Raw genomic sequence first — 15,939 nt, 5'->3', positions numbered from 1 at the left:
TGATGCTCATGATTCCACTGCCGGACCTGTTGATTTTCGCCGCCGCCGCGTTGCTGATGGTACTGACGCCTGGCCCGAACATGATTTACCTGATCTCCCGTTCGATCTGCCAGGGCCGCAAGGCCGGCGTCACCTCCCTGCTGGGAGTGGTGGCGGGGTTCTTCGTGCACATGTTCGCCGCCGCCGCCGGGTTGACGGCGGTGTTCCTGGCGGTGCCCGTGGCCTATGAGTTGTTGAAATGGGCCGGTGCGCTGTACCTGTTGTGGCTGGCCTGGCAGGCCGTGAAGCCCGGCGCGCGTTCGCCCTTCGAGGCCCAGCAATTGCCCGCGGACTCGACGCGCAAGTTGATCACCATGGGGTTTCTCACCAGCGCGCTGAATCCCAAGATCGCGGTGTTCTATCTGTCGGTGTTCCCGCAGTTCATCAGCCCGGAACACGGTTCACTGTTCACCCAGAGCATTGTCCTGGGGCTGACCCAGATCAGCGTCAGTTTCAGCGTCAACCTGTTGATTGCCCTGTTCGCTGCCGGCATTGCCTCGTGGTTCGTCCACAACCCGACCTGGCTGGCGGCGCAGCGTTACTTCATGGGGTTTGTGCTCGGTGCGCTGGCGTTGCGCCTGATGTTTGAGCAACGGCGTTCGGCGTGAGCATCCGACGGTTGCGGGCCGGCGATGCCCAGGTGTATCGCCAACTGATGCTCCAGGCGTACGCCCTGCATCCGCAGGCCTTCACCTCCAGCGTCAACGAGCGGGCGAAGTTGCCCATCAACTGGTGGGAATCGCGCCTGGGCAGCCGGTTCGATGTGCTGCTGGGGGCGTTTGTCGAGCAAGCGTTGGTCGGCATCGTCGGCCTGGCCCTGGAGCCCCGGGAAAAAGCCCGGCACAAGGCGTTGCTGTTCGGCATGTACGTCGCCGATGAGCATCGCCATCGCGGGCTCGGCTACCAACTGGTGCAGGCCGCCCTCGACGAAGCCCGGCGCTATCCCTTTCTGCGCCTGGTGCAACTGACCGTCACCGCCGGCAACGACCCGGCGGTCAAGCTCTACCAGCGCTGCGGCTTCGTCCTGTACGGCCTCGAGCCAATGGCGATCCGCGTGGACGACCAATACCTGGACAAAATCCACATGTGGCTCGAACTTTGAGCTGACCACTGATTTGAGGGATGGAGCTTTTGTGGCGAGGGAGCTTGCTCCCGCTGGGCTGCGCAGCAGACCCGTTTTGTGGCCGCTTCGCGCCCAAGCGGGAGCAAGCTCCCTCGCCACAAAAGCAGTCAGCGCACGGCACTGACCCCATCCAATGTCGAAAACGAGGTGTCCTTGGCCGTCAGCAGAAAATCGCGCATGTACGGCGCGTCGAGCATGTCGGTTCGCACCGCCGCGTACAGCGTGGCGAACAAGCCTTTTTCCCCCAACCGCTTGGCCTTCACGTAACCCCTTGAGCTGTATTCATGCAAGGCCCAGTGCGGCATGCCGCACACGCCACGGCCGCTGGCCACCAGTTGCATCATCATCACCGTCAATTCAGAGGTGCGGACCTGGGCCGGTTCGATGTCGGCCGGTTCCAGGAAACGGGTGAAGATGTCCAGCCGGTCGCGCTCCACCGGGTAGGTGATCAGGGTTTCGCTGATCAGGTCCTCGGGCACGATATAGGGCTTGCTCGCCAGCCGATGCTGGTTGGCGACGGCGAGCATCGCTTCGTAGGTGAACAGCGGCACGTACGTGATGCCGGCCAGCTCCAGCGGGTCGGAGGTCACCACCAGGTCGAGGTCGCCCCGGGCCAGGGCCGGCAATGGAGCGAAGGCGAAGCCCGAGGCCAGGTCCAGTTCGACTTCCGGCCAGGCATCGCGGAACTGGTCGATGGTCGGCATCAACCACTGGAAGCAGCTATGGCACTCGATGGCCATGTGCAGGCGCCCGGCGGTGCCGCCAGCCAAGCGGGCGATGTCCCGTTCAGCACTGCGCAGCAACGGCAGGGCGGCATCGGCCAGTTGCAACAGGCGCAGGCCGGCGCTGGTGAAGCGCACGGGCTTGGTCTTGCGCACGAACAACTGCATGCCCAGGCGCTCTTCCAGTTCCTTGAACTGGTGGGAGAGGGCGGACTGGGTCAGGTGCAGGCGTTCGGCGGCTTCGACCAGGCTGTCGGCTTCGCGCAAGGCGTGCAGGGTCTTGAGGTGACGGAGTTCAAGCACCGTGGGCTCCATGAGTAAAACTTGTGATCAACACGAAAAGGTTGAGTTTGTCTCATGTGGGCCGTGCTGTCGACAATAGCGCCATCTTTTATAGGAGGACGCACACCATGGCCCTGGCCCACACCCTCGGTTTTCCCCGCATCGGCGCCGACCGCGAACTGAAAAAAGCCCTCGAAGCCTACTGGAAGGGCGACCTGGCCCCGGCCGCGCTGCAAGCGGTGGGACGCGAACTGCGGGCCCGGCACTGGCAATTGCAGAAAGACGCCGGCATTGACCTGCTGCCCGTCGGCGACTTTGCCTGGTACGACCAGGTGTTGGGCCATACCTTGACCCTGGGCGCCGTCCCACAACGTTTCCACGGCACCTTGAATGCCCAGGGCCGACCGACCCTCGACACCCTGTTCGCCATGGCCCGTGGCGCCACGGCCAGTTGCTGCAATGCCGACCACGGCCAGGCGCAATACGCCCAGGAGCTGACCAAGTGGTTCGACACTAACTACCACTACCTGGTCCCGGAATTTTCCGCCGACCAGACCTTCGCCCTGAGCTGGGAGCAGTTGTTCGATGAAGTGGACGAGGCCCATGCCTTGGGCCATCAGGTCAAACCGGTAATCATCGGCCCGTTGACCTACTTGTGGCTGGGCAAGGCCAAGGGTGCGGATTTCGACAAGCTCGGCCTGCTGGAGCGTCTGTTGCCGGTCTACGGGGAAATCCTCAATCGGCTCAAGGCTCAGGGCGTGGAGTGGGTGCAGATCGACGAACCGGTCCTCACCCTCGACCTGCCCCAGGCCTGGAAAAGCGCGTTCGAGCGTGCCTATCACATCCTCCAGTATTCGCCGCTGAAAAAACTGGTGGCGACTTATTTCAGTGGCCTGGAAGACAACCTCGGCCTGGCGGTGAGCCTGCCGGTGGACGGCTTGCACATCGACGCGGTGCGCGCCCCGGAACAATTGGGCCAGGTGCTGGACCGCCTGCCGACCTACAAGATTCTCTCGGTGGGCCTGGTCAATGGTCGCAACATTTGGCGCTGCGAGCTGGAACAGGCGCTGGCGCAACTGCAACCGGCCCAGGAGCGCTTTGGCGACAACCTCTGGGTCAGCACTTCGTGCTCGCTGTTGCACAGCCCGGTGGACCTGGAGCGCGAAGACCGGCTCGATCCGGAACTCAAAAGCTGGCTGGCCTTTGCCGTGCAGAAGTGCGGTGAGGTGGCGGTGTTGCGCGATGCGCTCAACGATCCACAGGCCCCGGGTGTACAGCAGGCCCTGGCCGTCAGCCGTGACGTGCAGACCGGTCGCGCCAGCTCGACGCGCATTCATAAAGCCGAGGTTCAGGCGCGCCTGGCGGCCATCGGGCCACAGGACAGCCAGCGGTGTTCGCCGTTTGCCAAGCGCATCGAGGAGCAGCGTGCCCGACTGAAACTGCCCCCTTTTCCCACCACCACCATCGGCTCCTTCCCGCAGACCCCGGCGATCCGCCTGGCGCGTCAGGCTTATAAGCAAGGCAAGCTGTCGGCCAACGATTATCAGGATGCCATGCATACCGAGATCCGCCATGCCGTGCAGATCCAGGAACGCCTGGGCCTGGATGTGCTGGTGCACGGTGAAGCCGAGCGCAACGACATGGTGGAATACTTCGCCGAGCAACTGGACGGCTACGCCTTCACCCGTTTCGGCTGGGTGCAGAGCTATGGCTCGCGTTGCGTGAAGCCGGCGATCATTTATGGAGACGTCAGCCGACCGAATGCCATGACCGTCGACTGGATCCGCTACGCGCAAAGCCTGACCGACAAGGTCATGAAAGGCATGCTCACCGGTCCCGTGACCATGCTGATGTGGTCGTTCCCCCGCGAAGACGTGTCGCGCCAGGTCCAGGCCCGACAACTGGCCCTGGCCCTGCGCGACGAAGTGCTGGACCTGGAAAAGGCCGGGATCAAGATCGTGCAGATCGACGAGGCGGCGTTCCGCGAAGGTCTGCCTTTGCGTCGCGGGCAATGGCAGGCGTACCTGGACTGGGCCGTGGAGGCCTTCCGCTTGAGCGCATCGGGCGTGGGCGACGAAACCCAGATCCATACCCACATGTGCTATAGCGAATTCAACGACGTGATCCAGGCCATCGCCGACATGGACGCCGATGTCATCACCATCGAAACCTCGCGCTCGGACATGGAACTGCTCGACGCGTTCGAGGCCTTCGACTACCCCAATGACATCGGTCCGGGCGTCTACGACATCCACTCGCCACGGGTGCCGGACACCGCCGAGATGATCGCGCTGATGAGCAAGGCAGTGAAACGAATCGCGCCTGAGCGGCTGTGGGTCAACCCTGACTGCGGGCTGAAAACCCGGGGTTGGCCGGAGACGGAAGCGGCGTTGGTGAACATGGTGGCGGCGGCGCGGCAGTTGCGTAGCCAGTTGGCCTGAAACCGGTACCTTGAGCCGGGACTTGTGGGAGCAAAGCTTGCTCGCGATGAAGCCAACGCGATCTCTCTGGAATCGAGGTGCCTGTATCGCGAGCAAGCTTTGCCCCCACAGATACATCCTTTCCCACAGATACATCCTTTGCGCAGGCAACCACTCGGCAATCTTCATCAAACTGTCACGCAACTGTGGCAGCGCGCTTGAACAAACTTCATCAGACTCGCGCTCTACTGGGGTTCTGCGTTTCGGTGTTTCTTCATGCGTGTATTCATTTTCCTGGCCGCGTTGTTTTTCGGCCTGCCGTCGATGGCGGCGTCTCGTTGTGATGTCAATGTTGCGACCCAACGGGTCGATCTGGATCAGGTGAGCCTGGCCTACCAGAGCGTTGGCCGTGCTTCCGATCCGGCATTGCTGCTGGTGATGGGCCTGGGCGGGCAGTTGATCCATTGGCCGGATGAAGTGGTGGTCGCCTTGTGCGAGCAAGGTTTCCGGGTGATCCGCTACGACAACCGCGACGTCGGCCTGTCCACCTGGCGCCAAGCGCCCGGCAGCGCCAACCTGACCTTCGAAGCCCTGCGTTACAAGCTCGGCTTGCCCGTGGCCGCGCCTTATACCTTGACCGATATGGCTGACGACGGGCTGGGGTTGATGGACGCCTTGCAGGTGCAAAGCTTCCACGTGTTGGGTGTGAGCATGGGCGGGATGATCGCCCAGCACATGGCCGCCATGGCGCCGCAGCGGGTCGAAAGCCTGACCCTGATCATGACCAGTTCCGGTGCCGAAGGCCTGCCCGCACCCAGCGCCGCGCTGGTGCAGTTGCTATCGCGACGCAGTGCGCCGAATCGCGAAGCGGCATTGCAACAACAGGCCGACCTGCTGGCCGCGCTGGGCAGTCCGATGGTGGTGGATGATCGCCAGGTATTGCTGCATCAGGCTGCCGTGGCCTATGACCGGGCCTTCAATCCCGAAGGCGTGAAGCGCCAGATCATGGCGATCATGGCCGAGCCGAGCCGGGTGGCGCTGCTCAACCAACTGCGGGTGCCGACCCTGGTGGTCCACGGCACCGCCGACCCGTTGCTGCCGGTGATGCACGGCGTGCACTTGGCGGCGCACATCCAAGGCAGTCAATTGAAACTGATCCCGGGCCTGGCCCATCGCTTCCAGGATGCATTCAAGGCACCGTTGCTGGGGGCGGTTTTGCCGTACCTGCAGCAGCACCGCGAAGACACTTCGCACTGGGCGCAGATCGAGCCGGTGCAGGCGCCGAATCTGCTCTGATAGCACCTTCTTTTTAAAGGACTGGGCTTTTGTGGCGAGGGAGCTTGCTCCCGCTGGGCTGCGCAGCAGCCCCTAGGGTTCAGCCCGAGGCATCAAGGTGGCTGGGTAGATTATGGGGTTGCTTTGCAACCCAGCGGGAGCAAGCTCCCTCGCCACAGTTTCATTCACCTTTGAAGGGGGAGGGTCAGCCTCTACCGCGCTTGAGCCTGCTCCACCAACCACCCCATCAATTCCTGCAACGGCCCCGATGACTCGGGCTTGCGCGGGTGCACCAGGTGATAGCCCAGCCCGGTCTGGACCTTCAGCTCGAACGGCATCACCAGCCTGCCGGCGCTCAGGTCGTCGCCGATCAACGACCAGTCGCCAATCGCCACGCCTGTGCCCTGGGAGGCCATGGACATCGCCAGGTCCAGGGTTTCGAAGTGCTGGCCCTTGCTGACATTGCTCAAGTGCACATCGGCCGCTTCCAGCCAGGCGTTCCAGTCGCGCTCGTCACGGGTGGGGTGCAACAGCAGGTGTTGTTGCAGGTCGGCGGGTTCACGCAGAGGTACGGAGCCTTCCAGGACCGGGCGAGAACAGACAGGCGTCAGTTGTTCATCGAACAGGTGCAGGCACGCCAATGAGGCATCGGGTGGCGGACCATAGATCACCGCGGCGTCGAAGGCTTCACGCTGGAAATCCACACCGTGCCTGACCGTGGTGGTCAGCTCCACCGGTACGTCCGGCCGTTCCTTCTGCCATTGCAACAGGCGTGGCAGCAGCCAGCGCATCACACAGGTCGGGGCCTTGAGTTGCAGGGTCTGGCGCTTTTCGCCGATCTGCTCCACCGCTTCGCCGATCAGGCTGAACACCTGCTGCACCCGTGGCAGCCACGCCAGGCCCTCGGCGGTCAGGCTCAGGCCGCGCGCCTGGCGCTGGAACAGCGCATAACCCAAATGATCTTCCAGCCCGGCGATCTGTCGGCTCACCGCGCCCTGGGTGATGTGCAACTGCTCGGCGGCCCGGGTGAAGTTGCAGCACTGGGCCGTGATCAGAAACGTATGGAGCGCCGGCAGCGGGGGAAGTCGTTTCATTTCGGATCCAAGCCATGACGTGAGGACATGGCTAGTATGACTTTTTATCCATTGTTGCCGCTATGGTCGGACCGTTCCAATAACGCCATTCCCCAAACAAAAAGGGACCCGCCGCGTGCTGTGCGGAGCCCTTTACAAGAAAAAGGCAATGGCAATGGCGACGTGTGGCGAAGTACTGGTCAAGTTACTCGAAGGTTATGGCGTGGAGCAGGTGTTCGGCATCCCCGGCGTGCACACCGTCGAGTTGTACCGCGGGCTGGCCCGTTCCAGCATCCGCCATGTGACCCCGCGTCACGAACAGGGCGCCGGCTTCATGGCTGACGGCTACGCGCGGGTCAGCGGCAAGCCCGGCGTGTGCTTCATCATCACCGGCCCCGGCATGACCAACATCACCACCGCCATGGGCCAGGCCTACGCCGATTCGATCCCGATGCTGGTGATCTCCAGCGTGCAGTCGCGCAACCAGTTGGGTGGCGGGCGCGGCAAGTTGCATGAATTGCCGAACCAGAGCGCGCTGGTGGGCGGGGTGGCGGCGTTTTCCCACACGCTGATGTCCGCTGCTGAATTGCCCGGCGTGCTGGCCCGGGCTTTTGCCTTGTTCCAGGCCGGGCGGCCGCGACCGGTGCATATCGAAATTCCGTTGGATGTTTTGGTCGAAGACGCTGACGCTTTGCTCGCCAGCACACCGGTGAGCATCAGCCGTGCGGGCGCTGCACCGAGTGCCGTGGAGCAAATGACGGCTATGCTGGCGTCGGCCAAACGGCCCTTGATCCTGGCCGGCGGCGGCGCTCTCGACGCGGCGACCGAATTGACCGAACTGGCCGAACGCCTCGGCGCGCCCGTGGCGTTGACCATCAACGCCAAGGGGATGCTACCGTCCCGGCATCCCCTGCTGATCGGCTCCACCCAGAGCCTGGTCGCTACCCGCGCCCTGGTGGCCGAGGCGGATGTGGTGCTGGCGATCGGCACCGAGCTGGCCGAAACCGACTACGACATCACCTTTGCTGGCGGCTTCGAGATCCCCGGCGCGTTGCTGCGTATCGACATCGACCCGGACCAGACCGTGCGCAACTATCCACCGCGCTTGGCCCTGGTGGCCGACGCACGCACGGCTGCCCGGGCTCTGCTCGACGAGTTGAACGCGCAGCCCTTGGCCGAGCGCTGCGGCGATTGGGGCCCTGCACGCGCCGCGCGGTTGCGGGCCGATCTGGAGGGCGGCTGGGACGCTGCGACCCGCGCCCAGACGCTGTTTCTCGACAGCGTTTTGCAGGCGTTGCCCGACGCGGTATTCGTCGGCGACTCCACCCAGCCGGTGTACACCGGCAACCTGACCTTCAACCTGGAGCGGCCACGTCGCTGGTTCAACTCGTCAACCGGCTACGGCACCCTCGGCTACGCCTTGCCGGCGGCTATCGGCGCCTGGCTCGGCGGCAAGGACCTGGGCCACGGTCGCCCGGCGGTGGTGTGCCTGATTGGCGACGGCGGCTTGCAATTCACCCTGCCGGAGCTGGCCAGCGCCGTGGAGGCGCGCACACCGGTGATCGTGCTGCTGTGGAATAACCAGGGCTACGAAGAGATCAAGAAATACATGGTCAACCGCGCCATCGAACCGGTGGGCGTGGACATCTACACCCCGGACTTCATCGGTGTCGCCAAGGCGTTGGGCTGCGCGGCCGAAGCCATCGACGGCGTAGCGCAACTGCATACCGCATTGCTCGCCGCTTGCGATCGGCAGGGGCCGACGTTGATCGAAATCGACCAGGCAACCTGGATGACGCAGGTGTCGAAATGAATTTCCCTACCACGCAAGACGGGCTCTACATCAACGGTGAGTGGTTGGCCGGCGATCAACCGTTGCGGGTGATCAACCCGGCGACCGAGGCGCTGCTGACCACTGTTTATGGCGGCGACGAACACGCCGTCGATCAGGCCTTGGACGCCGCTACCCAGGCTTTCGGCCCATGGTCGAACACTTCTGGCAGCGAGCGCGGCGCGCTTCTGCGCCGTATCGCCGCTGGCGTGCGGGAAGCCCGTGAGCGGTTGATGCACCTGCAATCGAGCAACAACGGCAAACCGTTGTTCGAAGCGGCCATCGATGTCGACGACGTGGTCGCCACCTTCGAGTATTACGCCGAACTGGCCGAAGGCCTCGACGCCCGCCAGGACAGTCCGCTGGCCTTGCCCAGCGCTGATTTCAGCGCACGCCTGCGCCGCGAACCCTGCGGTGTGGTCGGCTTGATCGTGCCGTGGAATTTCCCGATGGTCACCACCGCCTGGAAACTCGCCCCGGCCCTGGCTGCCGGCTGTTGCGTGGTGCTCAAGCCCTCGGAAGTCACGCCGCTGCCGGAGCTGGAACTGGCATCGATCATCGCCGGCTGCGGTTTGCCCGACGGGGTGTTCAACCTGGTCTGTGGCACCGGCCTGGCAGTCGGGGCGCCGCTGGCGGCGGACCCGCGGGTGGCGAAGATTTCCTTCACCGGCAGCAATGCGGTGGGTGTGCAGGTGATGCAGCGAGCGGCGGAAACGGTCAAGGGCGTGAGCCTGGAGTTGGGCGGCAAATCGTCCTTGCTGGTGCTGGCCGATGCCGATCTGGACCTGGCGGTGGAACTGGCCTGCGGTGGCGGTTTCTTCAATGCCGGGCAGATGTGTTCGGCCACCAGCCGCGTGCTGGTCGCCGATGAACTGGCCGATGAATTCCTGCAACGGCTCAAGACCCGCGCCGAGGCGATCCGCGTGGCCGACCCGTTCGACCCGGACGTGGAGATGGGCGCGCTGGTCAACCAGACGCAATACCAGCGGGTGCTGGGGCACATCGACCGAGGCTTGAGCGTCGGGGCGACGCTGGTGTGCGGTGGACAGCGTCCCGCGCATCTGTCGCGCGGCTTTTTTTTACAGCCGACCATCTTCACTGACGTGCCCCTGGACAGTGCGTTGTGGTGCGAGGAGATCTTCGGGCCAGTGCTGTGCGTACGCCGTTTCAGCACCCAGGCGCAGGCCATCGCCCTGGCGAACGACAGCCGTTTCGGCCTGGTAGCCAGCGTGGTCAGCCGTGATACGACGACTGCCGAGCAGGTGGCCAACGCGTTACAGGCAGGGCTGGTGTGGATTAACGCACCCCAGGTGATTTTCCCCCAGGCGGCGTGGGGGGGTTACAAGCAGAGCAGTCTCGGCCGTGAATTGGGACCTTGGGGCTTGGCGGCGTTCCAGGAAATCAAGCATGTGGTCCGGGCGGTCTGACGGCACGTTATCAGGTCACGCATGCCTCGAAAAAAGGCATGCGCGGGGAACATGGCTTCAATGAGTTTTTTTCGATAGTCAGGGATTTTGCACAACCTCAGGATGGCCGCAGGCGGCGGCAAAGCCCAAGCAATACGGGGGTTTGGTCGACGTCGAACGGTGCGGGCGCAACGGTTTTACCCACCTCATACTTAAAAAAATAAAGGGAGTCCTCCATGGGCGAGCATGATCTGAACAGACGTCAATTCATCAAGACTGCAAGTGTGGTTTCGGTAGCGGCGGCCGCCATGAGCGTGCCCTTCATCAGCGCCCGGGCCAGTGACACGCGGTTCGTTGGCAAGACCCTGCGTTTGCTCACCTGGTCCGATGACACCGGGCTGGCGGCGTTGCGCAACATCGCGGCGACCTTCGAGGCCAAGACCGGCGCCAAGGTCATCGCCGACCGCACCGGCAGCACATCGGAAATGGTCGCCAAGCTCAAGGCCGGAGGCGACCGGCCGCAGTACGACATCATCACCCTGGCAGGCGTCGGGGCCGAGGGCCTGGCTGCTGCCGGGCTGCTGGAAAAACCCGACCTCAATCGCATTCCCAACCTGGCCGACGTACCGGCGCAATACCGCACTGGCGCCGGCGGCCATGGCATCGGTTATCTGCTGTGGTGCAACAGCCTGGTCTACAGCACCCGGACCTTGAAACAGGCGCCGGACAGTTACGCCGCCCTGTGGGACGCGGACCTGGCGCCGAACATTTTCCTGCCGCCGCCGAACTGGACCGAGGCCATGGACCTGATCATCATCGCGGCCAAGCTGGCCGGTGGTGACGAGCACAACATCGAACCCGGCTTCAAGAAACTCGCCGAGCTAAAGGACCGGGTGGTGACCCTGGGGGAAAACCCGAACCAGATCGCCGAATTGTTCCGCACCGGTTCCCTGGACATGGGCGGGTTATACGCGCCGGCGTTTTTTCCCAAGCAGATCCGCGATCCGGCCTACAGCCTGGGGGCGACGTTTGGCATGAAGGAAGGTTTCTACACCGACCTGATGCTCTCGGTCATGCCGAAAAACCGCCCGGGCGACACCGACCTGGCCTACGCCTTCATCGACCACTCCCTCGACCCGCTAGTACAAGGCAAGATGGCCGAAGACATCTTCAACGGCCCGGTCAACGCCAAGGCCATCATCTCCGCCGAAGCGCGCAAGAGCCCGTACATCCTCACCCCGGAGCAAATCGCCGACAAGGCGATCATGCACGACAACGCCTTCCTGGCGACGGTGCATGACCAGTGGATTCGCCGGTACACGGAAATTTTCTCTTCCTGATTCGAACGCCACTGTGTGAGCGGGCTGCTCGCGATAGCGGTGGTTCAGTTGATGGCGATGTTGCCTGTGCCGCCGCTTTCGCGAGCAAGCCCGCTCCCACAGGGAATGGGAGGTGTTCACCGATTTTGTGAGCACCTGAAATCCAGTGTGGGAGCGGGCTTGCTCGCGAAGGCGGTAAAGCAGTCGATGGAGATATTGACTGTGCCTTGCCCTCATCGGAAATGAGTGGATTTGAAATTGTGTTTGTTCTGTCGTTTTCCACTGACGAGACCTTGTTATGGAACACCAACCGTTAACCCATCCCCAAAGTGTTGCGCCGATACGTGCAACCCGGGGCATTTCGCCCACCCGCCGAGCCTGGCTTTTCCTGTCGCCGTCGATGTTGTTTCTCGGCGTGCTGATCGCCGCCAGCCTGTTGGTGCTGCGCATGAGCATCGGCACCAAGGGCGCTGAGTGGAGTGGGTTCAGCCTCGCCAGTTACGGGCAGTTGCTGGAGCCCTATTACCTCAAGTCCCTGCTGCTGACTTTGCGCCTGGCATTGATTAGCGCAGTGATCGCCGTGCTGCTGGCGATCCCCGTGGCCTACACCATGTCGCGTCTCGCTTCGCCGTTGTTGCGACGGGTGTTCCTGGCGGCGGTGCTGTTGCCGCTGTTGGTCAACCTGCTGCTGCAAAGCTATGGCTGGCTGGTGATCCTCGGTCCGGCCGGCATGCTCAACCAGGCGCTCATGGGCCTGGGCCTGATCAAGCGACCGATCATGTTGCTGTACAACCAGAATGGCGTGCTGATGGGCTTGGTCCAGACCGCGTTCCCCCTGGCTGTGCTGCCCATCGCCAGTGCGATGCGTGGCGTGGCCCGCAGTTATGAAGAGGCCGCAGCCACCCTTGGCGCCAGCCGCTTCCAGGTGTTTCGCCAAGTGGTGCTGCCCATGAGCCTGCCGGGGATCATCACCGGCGCGACGCTGGTGTTTGCCTACAACGCCAGCAGCTTTGTCGTACCGCTGCTGTTGGGCGGTCGACGAGTGCCAATGCTGGCCGTGATGGTTCACGACCAGATCGCCCCGTTGATGAACTGGCCCGCCGCATCCGCCGCCGGGGTGGTGCTGATTGTCACCACGCTGATGATCATGACTCTGTCTGAATATTTCACCGGCCGTCGTCGGCGGATGCTGGAGGCTTCTCAATGAGCGCGTTGAGTAAAAAGCGCCAGTCGCTGTTGCCCGGCGAAACCGGGCGCGCCGTCGGGCTGCTGTCGGGTTTCATCCTGTTGCTGGCGGTGCTGCCGATCCTGACCATGATCGTCATGTCCTTCAGCGGTGCGGCGAACCTGGACTTTCCGCCGAGCAGCTACAGCCTGCAATGGTATCGGGCCGCCTGGCACACCTTTGTGTCGCCGGATGCCAGCGATGTGCTGAGCCTGGGCCAGGCCATGGCGACCAGCCTGTTGGTGGCCTGCCTGACCATGGTGTTCGCCACACTGATCGCGGTGCCGGCGGCCTACGCGCTGACCCGTTGCGAGTTCCGTGGCAAGGCCGTGGCGCTGCAACTGATGTCGCTGCCGCTGGTGTTTCCCATGGTGGTGCTGGGCTTGGCACTGCTGCTGGTGTTCGACAGCCTGCCGTTCCAGATGACCACCTCGCGGCTGGTCATTGCCCACGTCATTTTGGCCTTGCCGTTCGTGGTGAAGAACTGCACCGCCGCCATGCTCGGCATCGGCAGTGAAGTGGAAGAGGCCGCGCGCATGCTGGGGGCCACACCGCAGCGGGCCATCGTCGATGTGGTGGTGCCCTTGATGAAGTCGGGGATTCTCGCCGGGATGCTGTTGGCGTTCATCGTCTCGTTCAACGAGTTCACCGTGACCTATTTCCTCTACACCATCGATGTCATGACCGTGCCGATCTGGATGTACAGCCGCACCGTGTCGTCGCTGGACCCCACCGTTTTTTCGTTTGCCGTACTCATCGTGCTGATCGACTTCGTGTTGATCTGGGCGTTGGAGAAACTGGTAGGCGAGGGCGGCGTTTCCTTTTGATTTCGAGGTGAAGACATGACTGGACTGATACTGGAAAACGTCGAGAAACACTACGGCTCGGCCTGCGCGGTAACGGACGTGAACCTGCATTTGCCCGAGGGCAAGCTGGTGTGTTTCCTCGGACCTTCGGGCTGTGGCAAGACCACGCTGCTGCGCATGATTGCCGGCCTGGAAAGCCTCAGCGGCGGTGAAATTCGCCTGGATGGCCAAGACATCGGCCATACCCCGGCGCACCTGCGCAATTTCGGCATGGTGTTTCAATCGTTGGCGTTGTTTCCCCACATGACCGTCGGCGAGAACATCGCCTATCCACTGAAACTGCGCGGCGTGAGCAAGGTCGAGCAACAGGCGCGGGTGGTGGAGTTGCTGGAACTGATCCAGCTCCAGGCGATGATCGACCGGCCAGTGGCGAAGCTTTCCGGCGGCCAGCGCCAGCGCGTGGCGATTGCCCGGGCCATTGCCGCCCGGCCGAAAATCCTGCTGTTGGACGAACCGCTGTCGGCCCTGGACGCCAAGTTGCGCGAGTCGATGCAAGTGGAAATCCGCCAACTGCAACAGCGCTTGAACATCACCACCATTTTGGTGACCCACGATCAGCGCGAAGCCATGACCATGGCCGACATCGTGGTGGTGTTGGGTGAGCACCGGGTGCAACAGGTCGGTACGCCGATCGAGATCTACCGGCACCCGGCCAATGAATTCGTCGCCGATTTCATTGGCTCAGGCAACATCTTTCCGGCGACCACCCTGGGTAACGGCCAGGTCGGGCTGCCGGGTGGGGACACGCTGGACGTGCCGGCCAGCCATAGCGTCAGCGCTGGCGAGAAGATCAAGCTGCTGGTACGTCCCGAAGATTTGCAACTGTCCTCGCCCCAGGTCACGGCGGGCAACCGGTTGCTGGGCAAGGTGACGTTCGTGCGGGACATCGGCGCCACCGTCGAGACCACGGTGGAGTGTTCCGGAATTTCGTTCACGGCGCTGAGCACGCCTTGCCAGGGCATGGACCTGGGCATTGGGCATGCGGTGTCGGTGACCATACCGGCGCAGGCGTGTCGGTTGCTGGGTGCCTGATCTCTAAAGATGTGGTGCTGCGGCTGGCCCCATCGCGAGCAGGCTCGCTCCCACAGGGGATCTTCAGTGAACACAAACTCTATGTTCACCGCAGTTCCAATGTGGGAGCGAGCCTGCTCGCGATGAGGCCGGTACAGACAACTCAAGAATCAGCTCAGACGGTCATCCGCAACCGCGCCAGATCCCGCAGCGGCGGCGCGCCGAACAACCGACTGTACTCGCGGCTGAACTGCGAAGGGCTTTCGTAACCCACCCGATAGCCCGCCGCCGAAGCTTCCAGCCCTTCGGCCAGCATCAGCCGGCGGGCTTCCTGCAAGCGCAGTTGCTTCTGATACTGCAATGGGCTCATGGCGGTCATGGCCTTGAAGCGGTGATGCAAGGTCGAGACGCTGAGGTTCACTTCCCGGGCCAGGTCATCGATGCGCAACGGTTTTTCGAAATGGCCATTGAGCCATTTGATCGCCTGGCTGATGCGATGGCTCTGACTGTTGGCGATGGCGATTTCGTAGAGCCGATAGCCCTGTGGACTGCGCAGCAAACGGTAGAGAATTTCCCGACGTACCAGGGGCGCGAGCATGGCGATGTCTTTCGGGCTGTCCAGCAACCGCGCCAGGCGCAGCACGGCGTCGAGCGTCGGCGTGTCCAGGCGTTCGACATACAGCCCGCGCCCGGCGGGACGGGTCGGTACACCCAAGGGGCCGGCGTCGGCGATCAACGCGGTGATTTCCGCCGGGTCGATGTCCAGGCGCAAGGCCAGGATCGGCTCCTCGGGCGAGACGTTAGCGATGCAGCCACTCAACGGCATCGACACCGAGACCACCAGGTAATGCAGCGGGTCGTAGTTGAAAAATTCGTCGGCCAGGCGCACCTGCTTGCTGCCCTGGGCCATGATGCACAGCGCCGGCTGCGCCAGCACCGGGGCGAACTTCTGGGGCTTGCTGTGGCGCGACAGATTCAGCGAGCCGATGGCCGTGGCGTAGCTGCCGTCCTCGCTGGTATTGCGGTCGATGATCGACGCCAGTTCGGCGCGCTGTTGTTCCAGGTAGGGGTCCAGCGGGACGTGGGCGTGGTCGAGTGGCGACATGCCAGGATCCTCAGGCATAGGGGCGATGGACAAAGCTTATGTTTGTGCAAGGCGCAGCGGTAGCAACATCCTGTTGAAAGCTTGCCTGATCCTGCACGGCGCGAGGGGCCATAACGGTGCAATGCGCTGGAAACTTGCTTGAAACCTTTTGTTTCAACTTTCCGGGCCGTAAGCGAATCGATGGCGGATTTCGTGCTACCGATGCGCAGGATCGTGCAAGGGGTCGGCAGGAATCGACTAAC

At 63.1% G+C, this 15,939-nt stretch carries 13 protein-coding genes; 10 read left to right on the top strand and 3 right to left on the bottom strand.

The annotated features are described in order from the left end of the window. Positions 1-8 precede the first annotated feature (8 nt). Together PSH86_RS24295 and PSH86_RS24290 are read left to right on the top strand one after the other, a co-directional pair. The gene (locus tag PSH86_RS24295) at positions 9-647 is read left to right on the top strand and encodes a LysE family translocator (protein ID WP_109753755.1); all 639 of its coding nucleotides are present in this window, start codon (positions 9-11) and stop codon (positions 645-647) included. Next, a complete protein-coding gene (locus tag PSH86_RS24290; RefSeq protein ID WP_109753756.1) occupies positions 644-1,141 on the top strand; it encodes a GNAT family N-acetyltransferase in 498 nt (165 codons plus the stop codon). The genes PSH86_RS24295 and PSH86_RS24290 overlap by 4 nt, the downstream gene beginning before the upstream one ends. A gap of 128 nt (positions 1,142-1,269) precedes the next feature. Here PSH86_RS24290 and metR read toward each other — a convergent pair whose 3' ends face one another. Further along, a complete protein-coding gene (metR, locus tag PSH86_RS24285; protein WP_092205136.1) occupies positions 1,270-2,187 on the bottom strand; it encodes a transcriptional regulator MetR in 918 nt (305 codons plus the stop codon). A gap of 107 nt (positions 2,188-2,294) precedes the next feature. Between metR and metE the strand changes: the two genes are divergently transcribed. Further along, positions 2,295-4,607, top strand: coding sequence for a 5-methyltetrahydropteroyltriglutamate--homocysteine S-methyltransferase (metE, locus tag PSH86_RS24280; RefSeq protein ID WP_305485425.1), 2,313 nt, complete (start codon positions 2,295-2,297; stop codon positions 4,605-4,607). A gap of 255 nt (positions 4,608-4,862) precedes the next feature. Beyond that, complete coding sequence (locus PSH86_RS24275; protein ID WP_109753758.1) at positions 4,863-5,882, top strand: alpha/beta fold hydrolase; 1,020 nt, start codon at positions 4,863-4,865, stop codon at positions 5,880-5,882. A 191-nt stretch (positions 5,883-6,073) separates the two neighbouring features. On the opposite strand, the gene PSH86_RS24270 is transcribed toward PSH86_RS24275, so the two are convergent. Next, positions 6,074-6,955 (bottom strand): LysR substrate-binding domain-containing protein, encoded by an 882-nt coding sequence (locus PSH86_RS24270; RefSeq protein WP_116833352.1) that lies wholly within the window; start codon positions 6,953-6,955, stop codon positions 6,074-6,076. A 154-nt stretch (positions 6,956-7,109) separates the two neighbouring features. On the opposite strand from PSH86_RS24270, the gene PSH86_RS24265 reads away from it, so the two are divergent. From PSH86_RS24265 to PSH86_RS24240, 6 genes are all read left to right on the top strand, one after another. Then, the gene (locus tag PSH86_RS24265) at positions 7,110-8,747 is read left to right on the top strand and encodes a 5-guanidino-2-oxopentanoate decarboxylase (protein WP_109753760.1); all 1,638 of its coding nucleotides are present in this window, start codon (positions 7,110-7,112) and stop codon (positions 8,745-8,747) included. Further along, positions 8,744-10,192: an aldehyde dehydrogenase family protein gene (locus tag PSH86_RS24260; protein ID WP_305485422.1), complete on the top strand. Its 1,449-nt coding sequence runs from the start codon at positions 8,744-8,746 to the stop codon at positions 10,190-10,192. The genes PSH86_RS24265 and PSH86_RS24260 overlap by 4 nt, the downstream gene beginning before the upstream one ends. Positions 10,193-10,407: 215 nt before the next feature. Next, complete coding sequence (locus PSH86_RS24255) at positions 10,408-11,511, top strand: ABC transporter substrate-binding protein (RefSeq protein WP_109753762.1); 1,104 nt, start codon at positions 10,408-10,410, stop codon at positions 11,509-11,511. 277 nt (positions 11,512-11,788) lie between these two features. After that, positions 11,789-12,697, top strand: a complete 909-nt coding sequence (locus tag PSH86_RS24250; protein WP_249015498.1) for an ABC transporter permease — start codon at positions 11,789-11,791, stop codon at positions 12,695-12,697. Beyond that, positions 12,694-13,542: an ABC transporter permease gene (locus tag PSH86_RS24245; RefSeq protein WP_109753764.1), complete on the top strand. Its 849-nt coding sequence runs from the start codon at positions 12,694-12,696 to the stop codon at positions 13,540-13,542. The genes PSH86_RS24250 and PSH86_RS24245 overlap by 4 nt, the downstream gene beginning before the upstream one ends. Positions 13,543-13,557: 15 nt before the next feature. After that, positions 13,558-14,613: an ABC transporter ATP-binding protein gene (locus PSH86_RS24240; RefSeq protein WP_116833347.1), complete on the top strand. Its 1,056-nt coding sequence runs from the start codon at positions 13,558-13,560 to the stop codon at positions 14,611-14,613. Between the two features lie 154 nt (positions 14,614-14,767). Here the strand turns inward: PSH86_RS24240 and PSH86_RS24235 are convergent, their stop codons facing one another. After that, complete coding sequence (locus PSH86_RS24235) at positions 14,768-15,697, bottom strand: AraC family transcriptional regulator (RefSeq protein WP_109753766.1); 930 nt, start codon at positions 15,695-15,697, stop codon at positions 14,768-14,770. Between the last annotated feature and the right edge of the window lie 242 nt (positions 15,698-15,939).

Origin of the sequence: Pseudomonas sp. FP2300, assembly GCF_030687595.1 — a bacterium.
In the GTDB taxonomy this organism is placed as follows: Bacteria; Pseudomonadota; Gammaproteobacteria; order Pseudomonadales; family Pseudomonadaceae; genus Aquipseudomonas; species Aquipseudomonas bijieensis.
This window is presented reverse-complemented; position numbering and strand designations above follow the sequence as displayed.